Source organism: Bacillota bacterium, from assembly GCA_012727955.1.
Lineage (GTDB): Bacteria > Bacillota > Limnochordia > DTU087 > JAAYGB01 > JAAYGB01.
Genome location: JAAYGB010000004.1, coordinates 32,291 through 57,163 on the forward strand (window position 1 = coordinate 32,291; position 24,873 = coordinate 57,163).

Consider the following 24,873-nt stretch of genomic DNA (forward strand, 5'->3'; position numbering starts at 1 on the left):
GCGGCGGAGTACGTCTCCTTTGTTTTTAGCAGCTAATAAAGCCGAAAGCGCATCGAGAATCGAGGGTTCCACTGGTTGGAGGGAGTAGCGACAAATATCTCCAACAGACCCGAGGGGTTAGGCAAGTTGAGGCCGAATCCAAGGCTTTTCTTCACATTGGACCGGGACAGGCTGGACAGGGAATCCCCGATCTGGCTAAACTCCGCGAGAAACTTGAGTTGGAGGGACTCCGGGATCAGTTCGTATCCTACTTCGAACTTGTAACTGGCCAGGGAAAGCCCCCAGAAGGACTTCTCCGGGTAGCCTGGCTGAATCTCTTCGCCCCCAAGGTAATACCGTTGATCCGGTGGGGTATCGGCCGATGATGTGCCCAGCCGAGCCTGAAGGTGGAGATTATAGGGTTTGTTCTTGAGGAGAAGACTGATATTCCCCTCCCGTTTTTCAAAGCTGGTCTGGTGGGAGGAAAAGCCCACTAGATGAGTGTACCCCAGGCGATAATCCACCTCGGAACTGGAATAGCGGTAGGGAATATTCATTTCATACAACCACCAGGTGGAATCGGAATGGGGCGAAGTCGAACCCGGTGATTCCCGGTGGGAGTAGACCAGCTTGCCACTGGGGCGCCAACCCGGGGCGGGAATGTAGCTGACCTGCCAATACCCTTCTTTCTTGTCGATCCATAGGTCTTGGTGGTCTGTGGGGTAGGTGTCCTCGTGGACATGATAACCCAAATCATGGTAAACTGGCAGTAACCAGCCGGGGGTTTGTATCCCGTAGTAGGCTTCGTCGGTCGATAGGTTGTAGTTGATGTAGGGGTTTATGGCATATCCGAAGAGATTATGATAGACAAGCTTGAGATTGCCGAGCATTAGGTTGATCAAAGAACTCACGGTAAACTCTAAGGGCTCGACAACAAAGCCCTGGCCGTCGGTGATCCGGACCAAGACCCGGGAATCTACTCGACTAATATTGGTGGAGGCGGTCACGTTGAGGGCGTCGATCCGTTCTTGTGCCAGGAGTAACTGCGCGGTATTAGTCGGTTCACCTACATTTATGGGTATGTAGCGCTGAAGGAGGTCGGTATTGGTGTAGGTGGGTCCAAGGATCACCAGCTCGCTGACCGGGGACTGGGCGGCAGCCAGGTCCAATGCCTGTGTACTGAGCAGTAGTAGAACCGCTAGGATAGTTAGTACCCTTGGTTTCATACTTAATCACCTACTAGTAGGTCATACTTACCCCTACACGTTCCAGGCCTGCTTGATATTTCCTGCTTGTCCCGGGCAGGCTTTGGGGAGCAGGTCAAACCTAAGGAGGAATCCGCTGTGTACAGAGCAGAGAATCTTGTTGGCCTGAATCAAGGGGCCTTCTACCAAGAATTGTTAACGATATATCAGGCACTTATCGCCGGTGAAGACAATTGGTTAGCCAACATGGCTAACCTGTCGGCAGTCTTGTTTGATCAGATGGATGAAATTAACTGGGCAGGTTTCTATCTCTGGGATGGACAGGAATTGGTGCTTGGACCCTTTCAGGGCAAGCCGGCCTGTGTTCGCATCCCCAAGGGCAAAGGAGTCTGCGGTACCGCAGTGGAGAGGGCGGAGCCGATACTTGTGCCCGACGTTCATCGGTTTCCCGGGCATATCGCCTGTGATGCCGCTTCCCGCTCAGAAGTAGTGATTCCCTTTTGGCACTCAGAGCGGCTGATCGGCGTCTTGGATATCGACAGTCCAGTTCTGGAGAGGTTCGATCAACAGGATGCAGAGGGGTTGTCCCGGCTGTTGGATGCGCTAGTTGCCGGAAGCAACTGGCCCGATGCTTGATTTTGCTTCTGAGGTGGAAGACTAATCTATTGGAGGAAGTTTCATGGGCCCGAGGGGTTCAGTTACCGGTATCCCTTCGGGCTAACCCTCTGGGCGGAGCGGAAGAGGATCTTCTTGAGAAGGGGAGCTTAGCTATGCGCTGGAAACGAATTAGCGACGCTGTAGTCAGAAGGTTACCATTGTACCTGCGGGTGTTGGAGGAAGCCCATGATCAGCAGTTGATGTCCTCCCAGGAATTGGGGGCCAGAGCTGGGGTTAGTTCTGCTCTGGTACGGAAGGACCTGGCCTGGTTCGGCGAGTTCGGGAAGCAGGGAGTGGGATATGAGACGGCTTACTTGAAGGATGAATTGCGTAAGATTCTCAACTTGGACAAACCATTACCGCTGATTCTGGTGGGAGTGGGAAGTCTGGGCCATGCCTTGGTACGCTATTTCCGTCGCCGGTTCTTGGATGATCCTAACTTCACTCTGGAACTGGTGGGCCTCTTTGATATCGATGCCGACGTGATCGGACAAGAGGTAGAAGGAATTGTTGTTCAACCCCTTTCGGAGATGACGGAGATGATTGAGCAGCACCAGGTAAGAATGGCGATCCTGACGGTGCCTGCCGACGCCGCTCAACAGGTGGTGGATTCCATGGTGGATGCGGGGATTAAGGCCATCCTGAATTTTGCGCCGGTGAAATTGACGGTTCCCGAGGATGTAGAACTGGCCGATGAAGACTTGTCCCTTGAGTTACAGCGCCTGGCCTATTACGTATTGGATTAACAACGCCGGTGGTGGGGAATCCTAACCATCATGACTTAATGCGAGGAAAGTAGGAACCAGTGTATGTCCCAGGCAGGCTATATTTGTAGACTGTTTTGCCGGATCGCACCTAGATACGATCGGATGAACCGGATTATGAGTTTTGGGCAGGATCTAAAGTGGAGACGGCTGACGGCGAGATGGGTGGTATCCGGCGGTGAACAGGTGCTGGATGTTGGGACCGGTACCGGGGATTTAGCCTTAGCCCTGGCCCAGGAAGTTGGGCCCACTGGTGAAGTGGTCGGAGTGGACTTCTGTTCTCATATGTTGGACTTGGCACAGCAAAAAGTCCAGGGTTCTACCTTGAACACCCGCTGCCGGTTTTTCGAGGGCGATGCGATGCAACTTCCCTTTCCCAATGAAAGCTTTGATGTGGTTACCATGGGCTTTACCCTTAGGAATCTGCCTGATTACAGCCAGGCACTGCAGGAGGCCCATCGAGTGCTGCGCCCGGGCGGGGAAATTGCCGTGCTAGACCTGGGGCGACCTCCCCTCCTGCCTTTGCGGTTGCTGTATTATCTCGCCTTTTTTCTTGTAGCCCCTTTGGTTGGTGTTTTCAATCGTGGTAACGTCTCTGCCTACTTCTACTTACCTCGCTCTTTGATGTCATATCCACCCCAGGATCAGCTGGCTAGTTTGCTGCAAGCGGCAGGTTTTCTGGGGGTGGAGTACAAAAACCTATCCGGAGGCATTGTTTGTGTCCATCGTGGTTTCAAGGCAAGATAGTCTTGCCAGAGAAAATGGTTTCCCCACCTTACAGGATGAGATTAATTTGCATATTGGAGATTCCCTGGTGGCCGTTGAGGGACAAATTCAGGATGTTCTTATCGAGGAGAGTAACGAGGCCATCCGTGAGGCTGTCTTGTACGCGGCTCGGGGCGGAAAAAGGGTACGGGCCATCCTCACTTTGCTCAGTGCCCGTCTTTTTGCGTTGGACTTGACCCCAGTAGTGCCGGTGGCTGCGGGAGCAGAGATGATTCATCTGGCGACTCTGCTCCATGACGATGTCATCGATGAGTCTAACCTACGACGCCATCGTCCCACGGTGAATGCCCGGTGGGGCAACAAAGTAGCTATTTTGGCAGGTGATTCCCTGTGGGCCAAGGCAATTGAACTGCTGACCAATCATGCCACCGGTGAAATCGTCACCATCATGATGCGGATGATCCAACAGATGTGTGCTGGGGAGATCATGCAGTTGGACTCCCCAAGTTCGTCAAAGGCGACAGAGGATACATACTTAGAACAAATCGAAAAGAAGACCGCCGGACTCTTTCAGGCCTGTTGTCGGTGTGGAGCGCTGGCGGTCAAGGCGTCGGGGGAACAGGTGCAGGCAATGGCGGATTTTGGTCGCAACATCGGGATCGCCTATCAGCTAGTCGATGACTTACTGGATCTCGTCGGAGACGCGAAGAACCTGGGCAAGCCCGTTGGTGCAGATCTGAAGGCAGGACTACTCACCCTACCATTGATCTATTGTCAGCGGGTTTATGGTGTTGATCCATGGCAAGACCTAGTCACCGGACCGGTGACCCATCAGGACTTGGCCAAGTTGGCCGATTTGCTTCGGGAGTATGGAGCCATCGATTACACCCTGAAAACCATCGATGAATACGGGGCAAAGGCTAAGGCGGCACTGGGCCAAGTTCCCGACAACTCAAGCCGTCACCTATTGCTGGCCTTTACCGATCACCTACTGGACCGGCCGACATTACCGGGCAGGAACTGAATCTGCCATGGTGAATGAGTTAAGGAAAAACCAGGGATTTCCGGTAGATGAAGGGGCCGGCGCCCGGTAGGGGGGTAATACGTTGCTCAGTGATATTGAGATTGCTCAACGAGCTCAACTCAAGCCCATCGGAGAGGTTGCATCTGCCATCGGTCTTGCCGAGGAGGATCTGGAGCGCTACGGCAACTATAAGGCCAAGATTGCCGGTCACGTTTACCAGCGAGTTCAATCTCGACCCTCCGGTAAGCTGATTTATACTACGGCGATCACCGCCACTCCGGCAGGGGAGGGAAAAACCTGTACTTCCATTGGGTTAACCCAGGCCCTGGGGTATTTGGGCAAGAAGGTTGCCGTTTGTTTGCGGGAACCGTCTTTGGGTCCGACCTTTGGGATTAAGGGCGGAGCCGCCGGTGGTGGGTATGCGCAAGTGCTGCCCATGGAGGATATCAATCTCCATTTCACAGGGGACATCCATGCAGTAGGAGCGGCCCACAACCTGTTGGCCGCGATGGTCGATAACCATCTATATCAGGGTAATGAATTGGGTCTTGACCCGAAACGAATTCTGTGGCGACGGGTCGTCGATATGAATGATCGTGCCCTCCGTGAGGTTGTGGTGGGTCTTGGCCGGAAGGCAAATGGCGTGATGCGAGAAGCGGGCTTTGATATCACCGTTGCCTCGGAAGTGATGGCTATCCTGTGCCTGGCCACCGATCTAGTAGATCTGAAGGAGCGGCTGGGGCGGATGTTGGTGGGATATACCTTTGATGGACAACCGGTTTTTGCCCATCAGCTTAAGGCCGAGGGCGCCATGGCAACTCTGCTGAAGGACGCCATCAAGCCCAACCTAGTGCAGACCCTAGAGGGGCAACCGGCCTTCATTCATGGTGGGCCCTTTGCCAATATAGCCCACGGCAACAACTCGGTAATTGCCACCCGTCTAGCCCTGAAGCTCGCGGACTACATTGTGACCGAAGGCGGCTTTGCTGCCGATCTGGGCGCGGAGAAGTTCTTTGATATCGTCCATGGATACACCGGACTTCGTCCCGATGTAGTGGTCTTGGTGGCAACGGTCCGCTCCTTGAACATGCATGGCGGTGTATCCTTGGAGCAGGTGAGGGAGACGAATCTTCCCGCCCTGCGGGCAGGGTTAGCCAATTTGAAAAAGCATGTAGAGAACCTGCGCAAGTTTGGTCTGCCGGTGGTTGTTGCCATCAACCGCTTCCCCACCGATACCGAGGAAGAGCTGGAGTTAATTCGGGATTATTGTCGGGATTTGCAGGTACCTGCGGCGGTATCGGAGGTTGTGGCCCGAGGGGGAGAGGGTGGTGTCGAGTTGGCACAGACCGTTCTTGCGGTGTTAGATTCCCAAGAAGCAGACTTTCGTCCTCTGTATGATTGGAACCAGTCGGTGCAGGAGAAGTTAGAGATTCTGGCGACGGAAATCTACGGAGCCGATGGTGTAGATTACAGCGAGCAAGCCCAAAGGGATCTGCGGGATATCAAGGCGCTAGGAGTGGAGAATCTGCCGCTGTGTGTTGCCAAGACCCAACACTCCCTGTCCGATGATCCCAGTCGCAAGGGAGCTCCGGTGGGTTGGCGGTTGCACGTGCAGGAGATTCGACTATCCCTGGGGGCTGGATTCTTGGTTCCCTTGACGGGAAGCGTGTTGACGATGCCCGGTTTGCCCAAGAGACCCGCGGCGGAGGCCATTGATATTGATGCCGAGGGTAACGTCACCGGTCTCTTCTAGATAGTTGAAGGAAGGTTCAAGATAGGTTTCCGGTCTGTTTCAAAGCCAGGGAAGTTGCATTAGAATTGAAGAAGGGATGTTGTTGCACATGGCCGTGGAAAAAACATTGGTAATTGTCAAGCCCGATGGTGTTCGACGGAGATTGACGGGGGAAATTTTACGGCGATTTGAGCAAAAGGGCTTGGATATTGTACGGCTTAAAGTCGGCCGGATTAGTGAAGAGGTGGCCAAGGAGCATTACAAGCATCATGCCGATAAGCCCTTTTTCCCGGGTTTAATCGAATCTATCACCTCGGGTCCCGTGGTCTTTGCCGTGCTCTCTGGTCCCGACGCCATCGCTCAGGTGCGCAATCTCATGGGTGCTACCAATCCAGTAGAGGCGGCCCCGGGAACGATTCGGGGAGATTATGCCTGTGAGCTGCCTAATAACTTGGTTCACGGGTCCGATTCTCCCGAGGCAGCGGAAGAGGAGATCCAACGGTTTTTTGGAGCGGACTAAGGGGCCGACGGCGGAAGCCTTGGTCTTGGAGAAGGGAAGGTTTAGCCATGACTAACATCAGCCCAATGGAAAAGGCCTTAGTGGGCAAGGTTATTGCCCGTGCTAACTTGGAGAATGGCGCGGTGGTTCTAACCTTCACCGATGGAACTAGTTTTGAGAGAGACAAGACCTATGAGGGAGTAATTACTGCTACTTTGCGTCAACGAGATGGAACGGTATTAATGACAACGAGAATCTAAGCAGGGCATAGTGTCCCCTAGTTGGATGCGGTGTCATCGAGGACAAAGGTAAAATCCTTTGCCGACCAGATGTACCGCATCTTTTTTGTTTCTGTACCCAGTGCCTGGTACGCTCCGTCGGGGGAGTCTCTTTGCCAAGTGGTGGCGGTTTCGTAGACTAAAATCCGATTCGGCTCCATCTGGAGCTGGGCCCTTTTGGTTACCTTGGTAGACAAATCTGTCGTTATGTCGTAGGCCTCAATTTCCGTCGGGTACTCCCAGATTTGTACCAGCCTTTTCTCTGTATCGGACCACTTGAAGATGGAATGGACGGTGATTTTGAAAAAGGCTCCGACCAATTGATCGAGGGTTTGGCTTACCGCCAGCTCCGGCGCTGCATCGCCGATGGCCTGAACCTCTGACACTTCATCAATATGGGCCATGTCGGTGACAACGTCGAGAAGTAGGTAGCCTTCAGGAGACCTGGCCGCAAAAACTGAGAGGAAGCCATCGTGGGGCAGTATCGTGCCAGCCAAGACCAATTGGCCATGAGTAGAATTGGGTATCAACGCGGAATCCAGCCACCTTACCTCCAGTGGTTGTCCCCGGTCCGGTTGGTAATTGGGATAGGCGCTGGCCAGGGCCAAAACTAGTGCCTCTTCCTTTGAGGCTGCCTGCTTGGGCTGAGAAATGGCGGGCAGCTGGGATAGGATAGCCATCACCACTGCCAGCCCTGCGATGATTGCCGCCCAAGTCCACCGCTCTCTCATGTTGCTCACCTCTTTGGCTGTTCTCAGCCGAGATTAATTGCCGGTGGTACAGTTTACGCAACGCTGCCGGTAACCAGACCTTTTCCTGGCTGTCAGGGGGAAAGGAGTTGATGATAGTGGTGTGGAAATGGATTGAGGATATGGATCTAGAACTTGGTATTAGTAGTGGTTGCAGCAGCTTCCGAGGGGAGGATAAGGCATGGTTAAACCACTTCATGGACTCATAACTATCGTTATTTTCTTGTGTGTGGTGGCAGGAGCCGTCGAGGCTGCTACCCCACAGCAGGTGATGGAGTTTCTTGCCTCAGGGGAACGCATTCGTATCGGCCTGGCTCAGTCCCAGGAGTCTGTGGCTGTCAAGGCCCAGGGTAGTTTGCAGTTGCTGACCACCGATGGGAAGATTCTCGGTGAACTGTCCTCGGGCGAAGAACTAGTGGTATCTCTGGTGAGATCCGCGGGTGCCCGGGGCCGGCAGACGGTCTATCGCCTTCAGGTGCAGGCTAACCGGGACAGGGAAGCCGCGGAGGCGATGGCAGCTCAGCTGCAGAGAAGGGTATCCTGGCCGGTGGATGTGGTTGTTGCTGAACCCTGGTATAAGGTGCAGGTAGGGAATTTCCCCACTCCGGAACAGGCTGAAAGTGCCAAGCCGCCTTTGGCTGAACTGGGATTTCCCGATGCTTGGACTGTCAGTCATCACTACACAGCCCAGGGTAGGGCAGCCATCACCGCGGCGGGATGGGACTTGCCTGAGGACTTGCAGGAATTGCAGGTAGTTCCCCAAGATCCCCAATCCCGGGTTGTGGTGTCGGGACGGGCTTACCGTGGTGACCTTCACATCTTTGTCGATGGTGATCTGGCTCTAACAGTGGTTAATGTCATTGCCCTTGATGACTATCTCTATGGAGTTGTTGCCGCGGAGATGGGGAACGCTACCCCCGAGCAGATGCAGGCCTTGATGGCTCAAGCCGTCGCGGCCCGGAGCTATGCCATCAATCATCTGGGGCAATACGGGGAGAAGGACTTTGATTTGGTGGGGACAGTGATGTCCCAGGCCTATTATGGATCCCAAAGGGAGAACCCGGCGATTCGTCAGGCGGTCAAGGCTACCTCGGGACAGGTGCTGGTTTTTGGCGGAGAGATTGTTGGGGCGTTGTTTCATTCCAACGCTGGGGGGCATACGGCCTTTCCCCAGGAGGTCTGGGAGGGTAATGTTCCCTACGTCCTGGGCCGGCAGGAAGTGGCTGACGAAATCGAGGGCACCTTGGGGACCAGCCATAATACCTATCGGTGGCAGAGGGAATTCACCCAAGACCAGCTGCTGCGGATCCTGCAAACTGCAGATCCTGGGCAAGGGGCTCGGCAGGTTCTCGACGTTGTAGTCGCCGCCCGGGGTCCCTCGGGTCGGGTGACGGAATTGGTCCTGGTAACGGATCAGGGGAGAGCCGTGGGCACCAGGGACAGGATTCGCCAGTTGCTGACCACCGACGGTACCCTATTGCCCAGCACTCGTTTTACTATCGATAAGATCTATCGGGAGGGAGAGCTTTCCCAGGTCATCCTCCGAGGTTGGGGCTCGGGGCACGGACTGGGATTGTCCCAGGCCGGCGCGATGGAGCTGGCTTCGGCGGGTTGGTCCTATGACAGGATCTTGGCCCACTACTATCCCTATGCTGCCCTACAGGATCTCGATGTCTACCGTACATATGCTGAGGAAGACGCTAAGTTGGCCCCGGTGGACTTGATGAAGGCCCAGTGGGACGCCAAGTTCCCCGGGGAGGGCACTGTTACCCATTTGAGCTATTCTCCCGATGGAACCCGTTTAGCCTGGCTGCATGCTGAGCAGGGATTGTGGGTGTGGGATGGGCTGGAGGCGAAGGCAGTGGTGCCGGCGGAGTCGGCGGTGAAGGCCTATTTGTGGCTTACGCCCCATCAGCTCGTCTACATTCAGGCAACGGAGACTGAGGATGAACTGGTTTGGTTGGATCTTGCCTCGGGAGAGCAACGGGCCTTGGGCAAGGGTAGGTTTTCCGGTGGGCTCAGCTATCAGCGGGAACGAGACATTCTGTACGCCCATCGAGACGGCATGATCTGGGCCTATCTGGGCTACGCCGATGTTTGGCTGCCTATTCTCACTGATGCTCGAGAACCGGTGATTTCCCCCGATGGAAGTCAGTTGGCATTTGTTCGAAAGGAACGGGCTTGGGTATATAATACTAAGACGGGACAGGCGGTGGGCATCAAGGGTGACGCCCCCGTGGAGACTTTGGCCTGGGCCCCTTCCGGTGATTACTTGGCCGTACAAACCAAAGGGGCAATTCAAGTGTATGAGACAGAGGGCTTTCGGGAGGTATTCTCCGCGAAGGGTCAGGCGATGCAGTGGTCTGGGGATGGGAGATTCCTCAGTTATTGTCGCCCCTATGGAGATGAGGAGCATCTCGATGTCTTCGTGGTTATTGCCGGGGAGTGGTATGAGTTCAACTTGACCCACACCCAGGCCGCGACGGAGTCCCTAGCAGTCTGGCACCCCTCGGGTTGGGGGATTGCTCTGCATTCCCATCAATTGAACCTGCTGCAGGGAGATGGTTCCCACCCAGTTCCGGTGATATGGCAGGTGCGATTACGGGGAAAGGAGTAGCCCGTGCCTTTATATTCATTTTGCTAGATTTTAGTGATATACTAATCACTGGGTTTTTGGCAAGTCCAAGTCCCAGATTACTTGGATGGATTGGGGGCTGATCGTCATGCAACTGTGGGTAACAGAGAAGCAGACCGATTCGCTGTGTATTTCATTTAAGGTAAAGGAAATATTGCACCAAGAACAGACGGAATTTCAGCATCTAGCTATAGTAGATACAGAGCAGTACGGGAGAATGCTGCTGCTAGACGGAGTGGTGCAGACCACTATCGACGATGAGTTCGTGTATCATGAGATGATGGCCCATGTGCCAATGCTTACCCATCCAGAACCGAAGAAGGTAGCGGTAATCGGCGGTGGAGATGGTGGCTCGATTCGGGAACTGTTGAAGCATCCTTCGGTGGAGGAAGCTACTCTAGTGGAGATTGATGGCCGAGTGATTGAAGCTTCGAAGGAGTTTCTGCCGGAGATTGCCGCTGGGCTTTCGGATCCAAGAGTCAAGATCATCGTCGGCGATGGCATCGCGCATATCGCTGAGATGGAAAACTACTACGATGTGATTCTCATCGATTCCACGGATCCCGTCGGGGCTGCCTTTGGGCTGTTTACCGAAGAGTTCTATGCCAATGTGTACAAGGCTCTGACTGCCGAGGGGATTATGGTAGCGCAGACGGAGTCTCCCTTTGTCAATCAGGACATCATCGAGCGGAGCTTCCGGGGTATCTCCCAGAACTTCCCAGTTACCGAGCTGTACCTCGGATGTGTCCCCACTTATCCCGGTGGGTTGTGGAGCTTTACCTTGGGTTCGAAGAAGCACCATCCCCTCGAGGCTAACTGGGAGCGAGCTGATCAGTTGAAGACCAAGTACTATACCAAAGAAGTACATCGCGCTGCCTTCCAATTGCCGCCCTTTGTGCAGGAGCAGCTGGACCGTATAGTACAGAAATAGTTGACATAGGTAGCGGGGGTGGTGGTTCAAACTGGAGGTGGAGGAGTTGGAGAGCATCAAGGGCTATCTAGACCGACCGATGACTTACATGCTAAGTAGCGATAATTATCAGGGTAGTGAAGTTGTCATCTTTGGCATCCCCATGGATTTTACAACCAGTTATCGGCCCGGGGCTCGGTTCGGGCCTCAGCGGGTGCGGGAAGTGGCCGACGCCTTGGAGACCTACAGTCCCTACCTTGATCGGGATCTAGCCGAGGTAACCTTTTACGATGCCGGTGATGTTGAAGTCCACTATGGCAACGTCGCAGCATCCTTGGACAAGGCCCGCCAAGTGGCAAACCGATTGTTCGCTGCTGGGAAAAAGCCTCTAATGCTAGGTGGCGAACATCTAGTATCTTTGCCGGTAATCGAGGCGGCACTGGAGCAATATCCTGACTTGGTGTTGCTTCATTTCGATGCCCATGCCGATTTGCGTGAGGAATACATGGGAGAGCGGCTGTCCCACGCTACCGTCATTAAGCAAGCCGTTGGTTCTCTGGCTAACCCGACTCGCTTGTACCAATTTGGGATCCGCTCCGGTGAAGCCCAGGAGTTTGCTTGGGCCCGTAAACATAGTAACTTCCACCCCTTCGACGTTCTGGAGCCCTTCCTGAAGGTCCGGGAAGAATTGCAGGACAAGCCCCTGTACGTGAGCATTGATATCGATGTAGTGGATCCCGCCTTTGCACCGGGTACGGGAACTGCAGAACCCGGGGGCTGCAGCAGTGCCGAAATTTTAACGGTAATTCGCCATCTGCGGGGGCTCAATGTAGTTGGGTTAGACATCGTTGAGCTGGCTCCAGATCTGGATAGCAGCGACATTACGGCGTTCTTGGTAGCGAAGATGGTGCGTGAAGCTGTTTTGGCAATTTCTAAAGATGGGTGATTGTATGGGAGTAGCAGAGGAAGTCAAGGGGAAATTGACGGAGGGCATCGCGGCGGCTTTGAACCGGGCGATGTCCGCAGGTGAACTGGAATTTGCTGAAATCCCCGAGTTTGTAATTGAGGTTCCCAAGGAGCGGGAACACGGGGATTTTGCCACCAATGTGGCTATGTTGTTATCTCGATATACCAAACTACCGCCCCGCAAGAATGCCGAGATTATCGTTAACTACTTGCAGCTCGATGATCTAGTGGAACGGACCGATGTGGCTGGCCCTGGGTTCATCAATTTCCATCTCAAGAAGAGTTGGCTGTATCAAGTGTTAACCCAGGTCGAAGCCCAGGATGATAAGTATGGTTGGCGCGATCTTGGGCGGGGTGAAAGGGTTCAAATCGAGTTTGTCAGTGCCAACCCAGTGGGTCCGATGAATGTGGTCAATGCTCGGGCCGCAGCCGTTGGTGATACTTTGGCTCGGTTGCTAAGGGCTTTGGGATATGATGTAACTAAGGAGTATTATGTCAACGACGCGGGTAACCAAGCTCGGATCTTTGGCAAGTCCATTGCAGCTCGGTATTTGCAGCAAAAGGGGCAAGACGTTCCCTTCCCAGAAGACGGATATCCTGCAGACTATGTGATTGATCTGGCCAAGACACTATTGACTGAACATCCGGAGTTAGATCAGTTGCCCCTAGAGGAATTACAGCAGTTTTGCACCCGTTGGGGTACCGATCACATGGTAGAGGGACAAAAACGGGACCTCGCGGAATTCGGGGTTGAGTTCGATGTTTGGTTTCGGGAGCGGGAACTCCATGAAGCCAAGGCCGTAGAGAAGGTCATCGAGGTTCTCGGGGAAAAGGGGTTGCTGTACGAGTCCGAGGGCGCAATTTGGTTTCGGAGTACCCAGTTCGGCGATGACAAGGACAGGGTCTTGGTGAAGAGCGATGGAAACCCCACTTATCTGACCCCCGACATTGCCTATCACTGGAATAAGTATCAGCGAGGCTTTGACAAAGTTATCGACATTCTCGGTCCCGATCACCATGGCTATGTCGGCCGGATGAAGGCGGCGGTCCAGGCTTTGGGCTACAGTGAAGACTCCTTGGAGATCATCATCCTGCAGTTGGTGAATCTACTCCGGGATGGGGAAAAGGTCAGGATGTCTAAGCGCCGGGGCGAGTTCGTGACGATGGACGAGTTAATTTCCGAGGTTGGCAAGGATGCAGCCCGGTACTTCTTCTTGATGCGTAGTCCGGAAAGCCACTTGGACTTTGACTTGAGTCTAGCAGTAGAGCAAAGCTCCGATAACCCGGTATATTATGTGCAATATGCCCATGCCCGGATCTGTTCAATTCTGCGTCAGGCAGAGGAACAGGAAGTCCAGGCGCGACCCTATCCCGGGATCGACCAGCTGCGCTTTGAGGAAGACGTTGAACTGGAGTTGTTGCGACGCTTAGCGGACTTTAGCGAAGAAATCGAGCTAGCGGGAACCCGGCGGGAACCCCATCGGATCGCTCGCTATGTTCATGAAGTGGCCTCGTTGTTCCACAATTTCTATACCCATTGTCGAGTTCTGGGTGTAGAGCCGGAGATTCAGGCTAGCAGATTGGCCTTGGCCGATGCTGTCCGAGTAGTACTGAGAAACGGTCTGTATCTGCTGGGCATCGATGCTCCCGAGCGAATGTAGGGGGCAGGCGAACATTCTTTTTCCACGGCAAAAGGCAGGAAGGTATTCTTTCTTAGTGAACTAACCCTATGACTACTGGCTTCAGACAGAGTCTTGTTGGGTTATTTAAGGAGAAGACTGCCAATAGGAGTGAAGCACATGGCTCGTCCGTCCCTGTCTATGTCGTGGAAGATTCTCAAACGCTCTCTGCGCCTCGCCTATGATCACATTGGAATGGTTTTGGTGATGAGCACCCTGTGGTCCTTTACCGCGTTTTTGCCTTTGGTCTTGGTCTCTGCCTTCGCCAATTTCATTACCAATCCCAATATCATTGGTGCTGCCCTACCTTTAACGGTGTTGACCTACGGACCGGCAACGGCAGCAGTTCATGGGGTGATGGCACAGATAGTCGCCGGCGAGGATGCCAGTGTGCTTGACTTTTTTCGGTATTGGCGACGGCACTTCGGTCGAGGACTGGTGGTTTTTCTGGTTACCATCATCTTGCTGCTCATAGTTGTGATTGACATCTATTTTGGAATGGTGACCACCAGCAAATTTTGGCAGTTACTGATGGGGCTATGGGTGTACTTTGGAGTTTTTGTCCTTTTGCTGAGTAATTACACCTATCCCTTTTTGGTTCATCAATCCATTGGGGTATTTCAGATCTTTCGCAGGTCAGCGTTGTTGGTGTTAGATAACTTGGTTGTCACCTTGCTAGTGGGATTGTTCTTGCTGGTTTTCACCGTGTTCAACTTTGTCATCGCTGCGGGGTTAATTTTGTTGCTCGGTGGAGTGACAGCCTGTGTTCAGAACGTGGCCTATGAGGAAATCATGAAAAAATACGACTAAGGCTTAACTGAAAGAGCGATTGCAGGTGATGAGAGATAAGACCGCTGCAGGCCCATTTTGTGGGCCTCTTTTTCGTGACTACCCGCTGTTTACGAAACAAGTCTTTTAGTTTAGAATAAAGCAGTATGCAATCGAGGGCTAGCTCGAAGAATTCAATGGAAACATTGTAGATAATTGCGAGGGGGGCCACTCCATGACGAAATACATTTTTGTCACCGGCGGCGTAGTTTCCGGTCTGGGCAAAGGACTGACGGCCGCTTCCTTGGGACGTTTGCTCAAGAGTCGAGGACTGCGGGTATCGATGGCAAAACTAGACCCCTATATCAATGTCGATCCCGGTACAATGAGTCCCTTCCAGCATGGTGAGGTTTTCGTTACCGAAGATGGTGCCGAGACAGATCTGGACTTGGGTCACTACGAACGGTTCATTGATATTAATCTGAACAAGGCCAATAATGTGACGACGGGGAAAATCTACTGGACTATCATTTCCAAAGAACGTCGGGGTGAATATCAGGGCGGCACCGTGCAGGTGATTCCCCATGTTACCAATGAGATCAAGGATCGGATTATTCGCATTGGTCAAGAGGGAGATTTCGACGTGGTAATCGTTGAAATCGGAGGGACCGTAGGGGATATTGAGAGCCTTCCCTTCCTGGAGGCCATTCGTCAGTTGAAGGCTGATTTGGGACGGGGTAACTGTATCTACATCCATGTCACCTTAGTTCCCTATGTACCGGCCTCAAAGGAACTGAAGACAAAACCGACTCAGCACAGTGTCAAGGAATTGCGGAGCATCGGAATCCAGCCCGATGTAGTTGTTTGCCGTAGCGAACAGCCATTGTCCGATGAAATCAAGAAGAAAATTGCACTATTTTGTGATATTGATGAGGAAGCGGTTATTCCCAATCTTGATGTGGAGACGATCTATGAGTTGCCCTTGATATTCCATGAGGAGAGACTCGATGCCATCGTTTTGGACAAGCTGGGAATTTCCGCTTCAAACTGTGATTTGGATGAATGGAAGGAATTGGTATATCGTATCAAACACCCGAAGTCGAAAACCCGCATAGGCATAGTTGGTAAGTATGTGTCTTTGCCAGATGCTTATTTAAGTGTAGCGGAGGCGCTGCGCCATGGGGGAATTGCCAACGACACCGAAGTGGGGATAGAATGGATTGACTCCGAGGGGTTAGAGTCAAAAAGCCAGGATGAAATTGCAGCCCTTCTATCAACGGTGGATGGCATTTTGGTACCCGGTGGTTTTGGGTATCGGGGAATCGAAGGGAAAATCGCTGCTGTCCATTACGCTCGGACCCATCGGGTCCCCTACTTCGGAATTTGTTTGGGGATGCATTGTGCGGTAATCGAGTTTGCCCGCAATGTTTGTGGTCTTGAGGGTGCTAATAGCTCAGAGTTTGATCACGAGGCTCCCCCGGTAATCGATCTTATGCCGGAACAAAGGGATATTGAAACCTTGGGTGGAACGATGAGGTTGGGATCCTATCCCTGCCAGTTAGCGGAGGGCAGTATGAGTCGAGAGGCCTACAATAGCTCCATCGTCTATGAAAGACATCGCCACCGCTATGAGGTCAACAACGACTATCGCGGGCAACTGGAGGAGAAGGGACTGTTCCTCGCGGGACTATCACCAGATCAGCGGTTTGTTGAAGTAGTAGAACTCAAGGATCATCCGTGGTTTGTTGCCAGCCAATTTCATCCTGAGTTTAAATCTCGACCTAACCGTTGTCATCCGTTGTTTAAGTCCTTTGTTAAGGCCTGTATGGACAGCAAGCAACGGCGATAGCTGGAGGAGCTAGGGCGCTGCCTTTGGGAAAGGAGGCTGGTGCAATGTTAGAAGTGAAAGTGGGATATGTTGGAGTCCATCGGGAAACGGGACATCCCTTGGTTTTGTTATCGGATCTTGAAGAGCTAAGGTACCTTCCCATCGTGATTGGAGCCTATGAAGCTGGAGCTATCCTTGCGAGCCTGGAAGGGCATAGTTTTAGTCGTCCGCTGACCCATGATTTGTTGCTTAATACCATTAACAGTCTGCAGGGCAGATTGCTCCAGGTGGTCATCTCTACCATAGAGAGTGGAGCCTTTCACGCTCTCTTGTATGTCTCGTCTCCCAGCGGCGTGGTTGAGATTGATTCCCGAGCCAGTGATGCGATAGCCTTAGCATTGCGAGCCGGCGTTTCCATCTATGTGACCGAAGAGGTGGCCAGTAGAGCAATGATTCCCGCAACTCGGGTTGAGTCTGTCGAGGACGTAGACGAAGAAAAGGAAGAGTTCCTTCGTTTCCTGGAAGATGTGAGGCCCGAGGACTTCCGCAGTAGTCTAGAACAGGATTAAGCTAGAATCTGAGATTGGAGAGACTTCTCCTGTATAAATCTCCTCCCACCGGTCAATACTGGCAGGTGGGAGGGGATTATCTTGTGCAAGCCTTGGATTCGATTCGTATCTATGCTGGTTTTTGTGCTGGGTGTATTGGGGATTGGAGCCGTCCCATCGGGGTGGGCGTCCCATCACAGTCTCGATGCCATAGTAGCTTTGGCCCATCGAGAATCAGGGGATTGCTATGAGATTGTAGCCGTAGATGGCAGCCGCCGAGAAGTTGTCCTTCGGGATCGGGATAGTCGGGAGAAGTACAGGTTTCCGGTCAGCGACGGCGCCACCATTACTCGCAACAGCCTGCCGGCGGCCTTGTCTGATCTCGAGCCGCCGTATCCCGGAGCCTATCAGGAGGGCATTGTGGTGTTCGGCTCCCAAGGCACCATCGCCGGGATTCATGCATACTATTATTCCATACCAGTAGAGGTCGTCGATGCGATGGAGGGAGTTGCTTGGCTACAAGACTTGAACACCGGGACCACTGTCCTGTGCCCAATTGTAGACCGAGCATCAGCTGACCTTATGCCCGGTGCCCAGGGCATTGGACTCTTTGGTGCTGGAGGACGACTCCGGCAGTTCATTCCCTACGAATGAAAAGGGATTAATTCCCCTGCGGCGAATTGTTCCAGTAAGTTGAGATGCATTGAGCCCACGAAAACGGCCACAGCACTGTAGCCAACGGGATCCATCATTCCTGCCAATCATAAGTGTGGCCTTTGTTTTTCCCGCCTGGCCCTTTTGAGTTGTGTAACGAGTACAGTCACTTCCCCGTACTCGTTTCTCAAGTCTTCTCGGCTATTTTCTATCGACTACTTGTCTATTCTCAACCATGTCCTTCGTCTTCCTGGTTTGTAAGGCTTATTACCCCATTTGTGAAACTTATCATGTCTGAATTACTTACTGATCGTAGAGGTGGTTGTGGGTGAATATTGAAGCTTTGGAGGGCAAAACTGCCCAACAATTGCAGGAGATAGCCAAATCCAATGGCGTAAGTGGCTACTCCCGCATGAAAAAAAGCGAACTGGTCTACGAGATTCTGCGGAAAGAGACGGAACAGGAAGGATTAATACTACAGGAAGGGATCTTGGAAATTCTCCCCGATGGCTATGGGTTCCTTCGGGTCGAAGGGTTTACCCCCGGCAATGAAGATGTGTACGTCTCTCCCTCCCAGATTCGCCGGTTCAATCTCAAAACCGGAGATTTGATTCTCGGTCAGGTTCGTCCTCCCAAGGATAATGAACGGTACTACGCCCTGCTGCGGGTTACGGCAGTCAACACGTTAGACCCAGACAAAGCCGGTAAACGGCCCTCCTTCGATGATCTGACTCCCGTTTATCCCAATGAACGTCTTCGCCTCGAAACATCTCCCGATGAGATAGCTACCCGCCTAATCGATGTGGTCACTCCAATTGGTAAGGGGCAAAGGGGTCTGATTGTGGCACCGCCTAAGGCCGGAAAGACCACGGTCCTCAAGAAGATCGCCAACAGTATAACTACCAACCATCCTGAAGTAGAGTTGATGGTGTTACTAATCGACGAGCGTCCTGAGGAAGTCACCGATATGGAGCGCTCCGTTAAAGGGATAGTGGTCAACTCTACCTTTGATCAACCTCCGGAAAATCACGTACGGGTGGCGGATCTGGTACTGGAGCGGGCTAAACGCTTGGTGGAGCATGGCAAGGATGTTGTGATCCTGCTGGATAGTATCACCCGCCTAGCCCGAGCCCATAACCTCGTTGTACCTCCCAGCGGTCGTACCCTTTCCGGTGGTGTAGATCCTGCGGCCCTCCATCGGCCAAAACGTTTCTTTGGAGCCGCCCGGAACCTGGAGGAAGGCGGCAGCCTCACCATCATGGCCACTGCTTTGATTGAGACCGGCAGTCGGATGGACGATGTGATTTATGAGGAGTTTAAGGGGACAGGCAACAGCGAACTGCAGCTGGATCGGAGATTGGCGGAGAGACGTATTTTCCCGGCAATAGATATCAACAAGTCGGGAACTCGAAAGGAAGAACTACTGCTGTCGGAAAGAGAATTGGAGATGATGTGGCTGCTTCGCAAGGCTCTGAGCTCCTTGGGCACTGCCGAAACCACGGACTTACTAATCGATCGTTTGACTGCTACCAAGTCCAACGAAGAGCTAGTTGACCTAGTGCTCAATTCCACCTTTGCCGAGAATGTGCGTTCCTCATAGAGCAATGGGTAGCCCCTGCAGGAGGCCTGTATGGGATCAAAGGTGGGGAGGGAGAATAACGGTGTCTGGGGTTAGTTAAATGGATCAGTTATTATTGGTTCGCTGTGGGAAATGGGGACAAGGTGGGCCTCTTTTCCTGGAAAAAGAGCAATAGGGAAAAGGGATCATCCCAGAGGCCGAGAAATCAGTACGAGGAACAATCATCGTTACGGCTTGGGTGGGGAGGATGGCATGGACTACTACCGACATCGAACACATCGCAAAAAACTTAAACTGACTAAATTCCTCCGGTTTAGCATTGTCACCGGCCTGTTTATTGGAGTAGTCTGTTTTTTAGGGCCTTTGCGCCATTTATTTCAAGGAACGCCGGTTTCAGGATTATTACATCGTGGGGGCCCCAACGGGGAAGCTGAGGCTAGTATCGGCTCCAATTTGCGGTTTTGGGCCTATACTGAAGCTGAGGGGACTGGCGGGACCGAGGCGACGACCCCGGTGGACGGTCTTAGCTCCGCGGCTGCTGTCGGAGGCGATGAGGTGGAAGCAGAGCCCAGCGGAGGAGTGCTAGCCACTTCGGACCTGGATGTAGAGGAGACTCTGAAATTACTCGGGGACGGGCTGCCTGAACCCGATGCTGAGCAGGAGTCGTCAGGACAAGAAGCAGCGTTAGCCGACAGTGGTGAATCTGAGAAAGCAGTGATCGCGGCCAAACCCCTTTTGGTGGATCACGTGGTCAAGTCCGGCGAGACATTGTGGGATATCGCTCGGAAGTATCAGGTCAATTTGGATACTGTCATTGTTGCCAACAATTTCGTTGACGCCAATCGGTTGCGAATCGGGCAGAAGGTTCGGGTGCCAACCCAGGATGGCGTTTTCTATCATGTCCAGCGAGGAGACAGTATCTGGAAAATAGCGCAGCGCTTTAATGTCGCCTCGACGGAGATAATTTCGACCAATGGTATTGATGATCCAGCCCGATTGCGAATTGGACAGGAGTTGTTTATTCCTGGGATGGAAGCCGTTCGGGCCAGCAGATATGTCCTAGTGGGTCCCGATGGGAAGCTAAGGCGGGCCTTTGATCGACCGGTGTCGGGAGGTTGGATCTCTTCCCGGTTTGGTCCGAGAGGGGGCCGGCTGCATGCGGGATTGGATATTGCTGTGCCGACGGGAACCATTGTTAGGGCTGCCGCCGATGGAATCGTTACCTTCTCCGGCAGTAACGGAGGTTATGGTTTGTTGGTTCGCATCGATCACGGCGACGGTGTCGAAACCCGTTACGCACATAACAGTCGGTTAGTAGTCAAGGCCGGACAGAGAGTGAAACGAGGACAGATTATTGCCTATAGCGGAAACACCGGCAACTCAACGGGACCTCACCTTCACTTTGAAATTCGACTGCGGGGTGTAGCTTACGACCCGCTGAAATATATCCGGTAACTGGTGGTAGACGATGGTTGCGTGATTTGGGATACTTGTGCTATAATCGAGAAGAATTTGGATAGGATGGGCGCGGGAAAGAGGTGACGAATGTGAAAGAGAATATTCATCCGCAGTATTATCAGACCACTGTTACCTGTTCGTGTGGGAACACGTTTGAGACTGGCTCAACCAAGGAAGATATCAGGGTGGAGATTTGCTCTGCCTGTCACCCCTTCTTCACCGGGCGGCAAAAGTTTGTTGACTCCGGTGGACGGGTTGAGAGGTTTATGAGAAAGTACAACCTCAAGAGCCAAGAGGAAGAGTAATAGGCGCAACAAGAGTAACCCTAGCTATATCAGGCTTTGAGCCGATAGACCTCAGCAGGCACTTTGCCTGCTGTTTTTCTTATCCCCACGCTAGGAACCCTATATAGACTAATCCGATGTTGACAGGATAACATGTATGTGACAACGGATAGTTAGGAGTTTACATGATGCAAAGGGATCTGTTACAAAAAAAAAGCAACCGATAGTGGGATTGGCACCAATGGCCGGGGTCACCGATCGGGCCTATCGCCAGATTGTGAAAGAATTTGGAGTGGATCTGCTGGTCAGCGAAATGGTGAGCGCCAAGGGTATCTGTTACGGAAGCGAGCGGACCCTTGATTTGTTGGACTTCGGCGAAGAAGAGCGTCCCATCGCCCTGCAGATCTTTGGTTCAGAACCTGAGACCATGGCTCAAGGGGCTATCGCGGTGGCGAAATTGCGCCCGGATTTTATTGATATCAATATGGGCTGCCCGACGCCGAAAATAGTGAAGAATAACGACGGTGCTGCCCTGATGAAGGACCCTGAGCTGGCTCGGCAGGTGGTAAGCGCCGTGGTGGAAGCAGTAGATGTTCCCGTATCGGTGAAGATCCGATTGGGGTGGGATAGTGATCACATTAATGCCGTTGAGGTCGCTTTGCAGGTGGAGGCGGCGGGAGCGGCCTTTGTCACCGTTCATGGTCGGACACGAGAGCAGTTCTACCGGGGACAAGCCGACTACGCCGAGATTGCCAGGGTGAAGCAAGCCCTGTCAATTCCTGTGCTGGGCAACGGCGATGTCGATAGTCCCCAACAGGCCCAACGCTTGCTAGAGGAAACTGGATGCGACGGGCTCCTGGTGGGGCGAGCCGCTCGGGGCAATCCCTGGCTGTTCCGGCGGATCAAGCACTATCTGGAGACAGGAGAACTGCTACCAGAACCTACGTTGTCGGATAAGCTGGAGATGATTCGGACCCACGGACGGTTGGCGGCCAAGTATAAGGGTGAAGCCGTTGCGATGAAAGAGCTTCGCAAGCACATTGGATGGTACCTGAAGGGAGCGCCTCACATCGCGGCCCTGCGCCCGCGGCTGAATCAGGTGGCGGCTTTAGCAGACCTAGACGAGATCCTACAGGAATATGCCACTCAAGTGCTGGATTGACAGGGACTGTATGCAAGGATAGACATGTGTGGTAGAATAGGGATGGGCACAATCATGTGCACGTTCTCCGGGGATCAAGGGGGCAGACGGAGTTGGATGTCTTGAGAATCGGAGATAAGTTGATCAGTCGCGGGAAGTTGAGACGAATCATCGACAGAATATTGGAAGCCCGGGCTGCCGGCAGTTCGCAGCAAGAGGTGGCCAACCAGATCGGCACCGATCGCACTTTCATTTCACGGTTGGAGACCCTGGGTGAAGTTCGCAAGGGCAAGAGAGTGGCTCTGATTGGTTTTCCTATCAAGAACAAGGAAGAACTCTTGGAAGTTGCCCGTAGCGAAGGCGTCGACTATAGTCTCATCTTTACCGATGACGAACGCTGGGACTTCCTCGACACCAAATCTAGTGTGGAGTTATTCAACCAGGTCTTAGAGCTAATTGGTCACTTTCGGGAGTATGATAGGGTGATTTTCCTCGGCTCCGATATGCGCGTTGAGCTCGTTGAAGGGATACTAGGTGCCGATTCGGTGATTGCAGTTACTTTGGGTCCTTCTCCGGTGACAAAGAGCGTGTACGTTGACCCGGAGGCAATCAGGGAAATTATCAGGCATGTTAAGGGACATTAGCTAACGGGAGTGGCGCTGGTGAAAAGGATCGTCAGTATCAGTATCGGATCATCCAAACGGAATCACAAAGCAGAGATGGAGGTTCTGGGGCACCGATTTTCCGTAGAGAGAATCGGTACTGACGGGGACCTAAAGAAGGCTGCACAGTTGATTCAGGACCTCGACGGCAAAATTGATTGTTTCGGTCTGGGGGGTATAGATCTGTATATTCAGGTGGGAAACCGCCGATATTACTTTCGGGAGGGAACCAAACTCGGTTCCTACGCGAAGAAAACCCCGATTGTCGATGGTTCTGGGCTGAAGAATACCTTAGAGCGCCGGGTTGTTTATCACATGAGGGACCGGTTAGGGATAGAACTCGAAGGCGCTAAGGTGTTTTTAGTGTCAGCTGCCGATCGCTTTGGGATGGCAGAGGCCCTGATGGACTGCGGAGCTAAGACTATCTACGGAGACTTAATGTTTGCCGTTGGGTTGCCCATTCCCCTTCACCGATTGCAGACGGTGGACGCCTTGGCCAGGCCCGTTGCCCCTCTGATCTGCAAGTTGCCCTTCTCCCTGGTTTACCCAACGGGGAGCAAGCAGGAGGTAAACAACGGTCGATGCCGTTATGGTAGGTATTACCAGTGGGCCGATGTGATCGCTGGAGACTGGCATTTTATCAAGAAACATCTGCCCCAGGATCTGGCGGGGAAAGTTGTGTTGACTAACACAGTCACGCCGGCAGATGTCCAGCTATTGAAGCAGCGCGGGGCTCAGTGTTTGGTTACGACCACTCCCAATTTGGGTGGGCGTTCCTTTGGAACCAATGTGATGGAAGCGGTATTGGTTGCTTTGGCGGGCAAGAGACCCGAGGAATTGCAGGTTAGTGACTATGAATATTGGCTAGATCAAATGGGGCTTGAACCCCGAGTAGAGTGGTTTTCCGAGGGCCAGCCTCTAGATGATATGATGGAAAAGGTTGACGCTGTGGAAAAGCGCGTCTATAATTGAATCACTACTTCAGGTGGGGGGATTCTCCGCTGCAAGTTTTTCAGCTGTGCCTTTTCGGAAATATACCCGGGAGGTACAGTTTTTGTATTGTCACGAAGATCCACCCCGTTGAAGTGATGAGGTTGATACCTGTCGTCTAGCAATATACTTAGTAGAATAAAGGGCTCTAGATCCACATATACTAACACTTGAATTTTGACGGGGAAAAGAATTGCTTGGATGGGAGAGAAGATCGGTGGAAAAGGAAGTTCTACTAACTCCGGAAGGTCTTGAGAATCTGGAGAAGGAACTGGAGTATTTCAAGACAGTGAAGCGACGTGAAGTGGCTGCTCGGATCAAGCAGGCATTGGAGTTTGGTGACATCAGTGAGAACAGTGAATATGATGATGCGAAAAACGAACAAGCCTTTATCGAGGGCAGAATCGCCAAACTAGAAAAGACCCTGAGAAATGCAAAGGTTGTCATCAATGAGGATGGTCCCAGGGATACCGTCGGAGTCGGTATTACCGTCAAGCTCAGGGATTTAGACCTTGGGGATGAGTTTGAGTACACGATCGTCGGCTCGACGGAGGCTGATCCAGCCCAAGCTAAGATTTCCCTGGAGTCGCCAGTGGGTGAAGCCCTCATGGGTAAGAAGGTAGGCGACGTTGTTGAAGTTAGGGCTCCCGTTGGCTTGATTAAGTACGAGATCTTGGAACTGCGATAACGGCGGTTTTATCATCGGCCTCATTCACCTATTGCTCATTGGTGATGAAGAACGTGCAACGGCCCGGCTATTCAGGTAGCCGGGCTGTCTAACTGCAAAATAGGCAGGCAGACAAAAATTGGTATTGTCAAAAGGAAGGTAACGTGATAAGATACATCTTGCCGCTCGAAAGGGTGCTGATGGGAAAGAAAAATTGGCACTTGCATCGGCGGCGAAAACATGCTAAGATAGTTTTTGCTAACGCCTCGGGCGTTGGCGAAAATTAGGACAAGAGGCTATAGTGCCTTTTAACTTGATCCTTGAAAACTAAGCAGTATGTCAGCACAGCTTGTGTTAAGGTTCTACTCAAAGATTCACGGAGAGTTTGATCCTGGCTCAGGACGAACGCTGGCGGCGTGCCTAATACATGCAAGTCGAGCGAAGCAGATTAGTGGAGCTCTTCGGAGTGAAGCTGATTTGACTGAGCGGCG

23 protein-coding genes, 1 rRNA gene and 1 pseudogene are annotated in these 24,873 nt (G+C 52.7%); 23 read left to right on the forward strand and 2 right to left on the reverse strand.

Translation table 11 applies throughout. The annotated features are described in order from the left end of the window. Positions 1-32: 32 nt before the first annotated feature. Positions 33-1,205 (reverse strand): hypothetical protein, encoded by a 1,173-nt coding sequence (locus GX030_00700; protein NLV90898.1) that lies wholly within the window; start codon positions 1,203-1,205, stop codon positions 33-35. A gap of 144 nt (positions 1,206-1,349) precedes the next feature. On the opposite strand from GX030_00700, the gene GX030_00705 reads away from it, so the two are divergent. The 7 genes from GX030_00705 (at position 1,350) to GX030_00735 (ending at position 6,846) form a co-directional block, all read left to right on the forward strand. Beyond that, positions 1,350-1,820: a GAF domain-containing protein gene (locus GX030_00705; protein NLV90899.1), complete on the forward strand. Its 471-nt coding sequence runs from the start codon at positions 1,350-1,352 to the stop codon at positions 1,818-1,820. 29 nt (positions 1,821-1,849) lie between these two features. Then, positions 1,850-2,587: a redox-sensing transcriptional repressor Rex gene (locus tag GX030_00710; GenBank protein NLV90900.1), complete on the forward strand. Its 738-nt coding sequence runs from the start codon at positions 1,850-1,852 to the stop codon at positions 2,585-2,587. Between the two features lie 63 nt (positions 2,588-2,650). Further along, positions 2,651-3,352: a bifunctional demethylmenaquinone methyltransferase/2-methoxy-6-polyprenyl-1,4-benzoquinol methylase UbiE gene (gene ubiE, locus GX030_00715; protein ID NLV90901.1), complete on the forward strand. Its 702-nt coding sequence runs from the start codon at positions 2,651-2,653 to the stop codon at positions 3,350-3,352. After that, on the forward strand, positions 3,324-4,355 hold the full coding sequence (locus GX030_00720; protein NLV90902.1) for a polyprenyl synthetase family protein: 1,032 nt from the start codon (positions 3,324-3,326) through the stop codon (positions 4,353-4,355). The genes ubiE and GX030_00720 overlap by 29 nt, the downstream gene beginning before the upstream one ends. A gap of 82 nt (positions 4,356-4,437) precedes the next feature. After that, positions 4,438-6,108: a formate--tetrahydrofolate ligase gene (locus GX030_00725; GenBank protein NLV90903.1), complete on the forward strand. Its 1,671-nt coding sequence runs from the start codon at positions 4,438-4,440 to the stop codon at positions 6,106-6,108. Between the two features lie 94 nt (positions 6,109-6,202). Next, entirely contained in the window at positions 6,203-6,607 is a 405-nt protein-coding gene (ndk, locus tag GX030_00730; GenBank protein NLV90904.1) for a nucleoside-diphosphate kinase, read from the forward strand. Between the two features lie 47 nt (positions 6,608-6,654). Beyond that, the gene (locus GX030_00735; protein NLV90905.1) at positions 6,655-6,846 is read left to right on the forward strand and encodes a hypothetical protein; all 192 of its coding nucleotides are present in this window, start codon (positions 6,655-6,657) and stop codon (positions 6,844-6,846) included. 17 nt (positions 6,847-6,863) lie between these two features. Here GX030_00735 and GX030_00740 read toward each other — a convergent pair whose 3' ends face one another. Next, positions 6,864-7,595, reverse strand: coding sequence for a hypothetical protein (locus tag GX030_00740; protein NLV90906.1), 732 nt, complete (start codon positions 7,593-7,595; stop codon positions 6,864-6,866). A gap of 199 nt (positions 7,596-7,794) precedes the next feature. Between GX030_00740 and GX030_00745 the strand changes: the two genes are divergently transcribed. The 16 genes and pseudogenes from GX030_00745 to GX030_00820 all read left to right on the forward strand — a co-directional run. Then, a complete protein-coding gene (locus tag GX030_00745; protein ID NLV90907.1) occupies positions 7,795-10,230 on the forward strand; it encodes a SpoIID/LytB domain-containing protein in 2,436 nt (811 codons plus the stop codon). A 106-nt stretch (positions 10,231-10,336) separates the two neighbouring features. Continuing rightward, on the forward strand, positions 10,337-11,179 hold the full coding sequence (speE, locus tag GX030_00750) for a polyamine aminopropyltransferase (protein ID NLV90908.1): 843 nt from the start codon (positions 10,337-10,339) through the stop codon (positions 11,177-11,179). 55 nt (positions 11,180-11,234) lie between these two features. Next, a complete protein-coding gene (gene speB, locus GX030_00755; protein ID NLV90909.1) occupies positions 11,235-12,104 on the forward strand; it encodes an agmatinase in 870 nt (289 codons plus the stop codon). A gap of 4 nt (positions 12,105-12,108) precedes the next feature. Further along, positions 12,109-13,785 carry an arginine--tRNA ligase gene (locus GX030_00760; GenBank protein NLV90910.1) on the forward strand — a complete coding sequence of 559 codons (1,677 nt, stop codon included), beginning with the start codon at positions 12,109-12,111 and terminating at the stop codon, positions 13,783-13,785. A 138-nt stretch (positions 13,786-13,923) separates the two neighbouring features. After that, a complete protein-coding gene (locus GX030_00765) occupies positions 13,924-14,613 on the forward strand; it encodes a YesL family protein (protein NLV90911.1) in 690 nt (229 codons plus the stop codon). A 193-nt stretch (positions 14,614-14,806) separates the two neighbouring features. Next, positions 14,807-16,420, forward strand: coding sequence for a CTP synthase (locus tag GX030_00770; protein ID NLV90912.1), 1,614 nt, complete (start codon positions 14,807-14,809; stop codon positions 16,418-16,420). A gap of 44 nt (positions 16,421-16,464) precedes the next feature. Beyond that, positions 16,465-16,968, forward strand: a complete 504-nt coding sequence (locus GX030_00775) for a bifunctional nuclease family protein (protein NLV90913.1) — start codon at positions 16,465-16,467, stop codon at positions 16,966-16,968. 81 nt (positions 16,969-17,049) lie between these two features. After that, the gene (locus tag GX030_00780) at positions 17,050-17,601 is read left to right on the forward strand and encodes a hypothetical protein (protein ID NLV90914.1); all 552 of its coding nucleotides are present in this window, start codon (positions 17,050-17,052) and stop codon (positions 17,599-17,601) included. A gap of 328 nt (positions 17,602-17,929) precedes the next feature. Continuing rightward, positions 17,930-19,201, forward strand: coding sequence for a transcription termination factor Rho (locus GX030_00785; protein ID NLV90915.1), 1,272 nt, complete (start codon positions 17,930-17,932; stop codon positions 19,199-19,201). Between the two features lie 231 nt (positions 19,202-19,432). Beyond that, positions 19,433-20,635 (forward strand): M23 family metallopeptidase, encoded by a 1,203-nt coding sequence (locus tag GX030_00790; GenBank protein ID NLV90916.1) that lies wholly within the window; start codon positions 19,433-19,435, stop codon positions 20,633-20,635. Between the two features lie 92 nt (positions 20,636-20,727). Beyond that, a complete protein-coding gene (gene rpmE / locus GX030_00795) occupies positions 20,728-20,943 on the forward strand; it encodes a 50S ribosomal protein L31 (GenBank protein NLV90917.1) in 216 nt (71 codons plus the stop codon). Positions 20,944-21,163: 220 nt separating this feature from the next. Beyond that, entirely contained in the window at positions 21,164-22,084 is a 921-nt protein-coding gene (gene dusB, locus GX030_00800; GenBank protein NLV90918.1) for a tRNA dihydrouridine synthase DusB, read from the forward strand. A 92-nt stretch (positions 22,085-22,176) separates the two neighbouring features. Then, positions 22,177-22,707, forward strand: coding sequence for a transcriptional regulator (locus GX030_00805; protein ID NLV90919.1), 531 nt, complete (start codon positions 22,177-22,179; stop codon positions 22,705-22,707). 18 nt (positions 22,708-22,725) lie between these two features. Then, positions 22,726-23,634 (forward strand): annotated as a pseudogene (locus GX030_00810) (quinate 5-dehydrogenase). A 298-nt stretch (positions 23,635-23,932) separates the two neighbouring features. After that, positions 23,933-24,403 carry a transcription elongation factor GreA gene (gene greA / locus GX030_00815; protein ID NLV90920.1) on the forward strand — a complete coding sequence of 157 codons (471 nt, stop codon included), beginning with the start codon at positions 23,933-23,935 and terminating at the stop codon, positions 24,401-24,403. 351 nt (positions 24,404-24,754) lie between these two features. Then, positions 24,755-24,873: ribosomal RNA gene (locus GX030_00820) — 16S ribosomal RNA — on the forward strand; the annotation flags it as partial.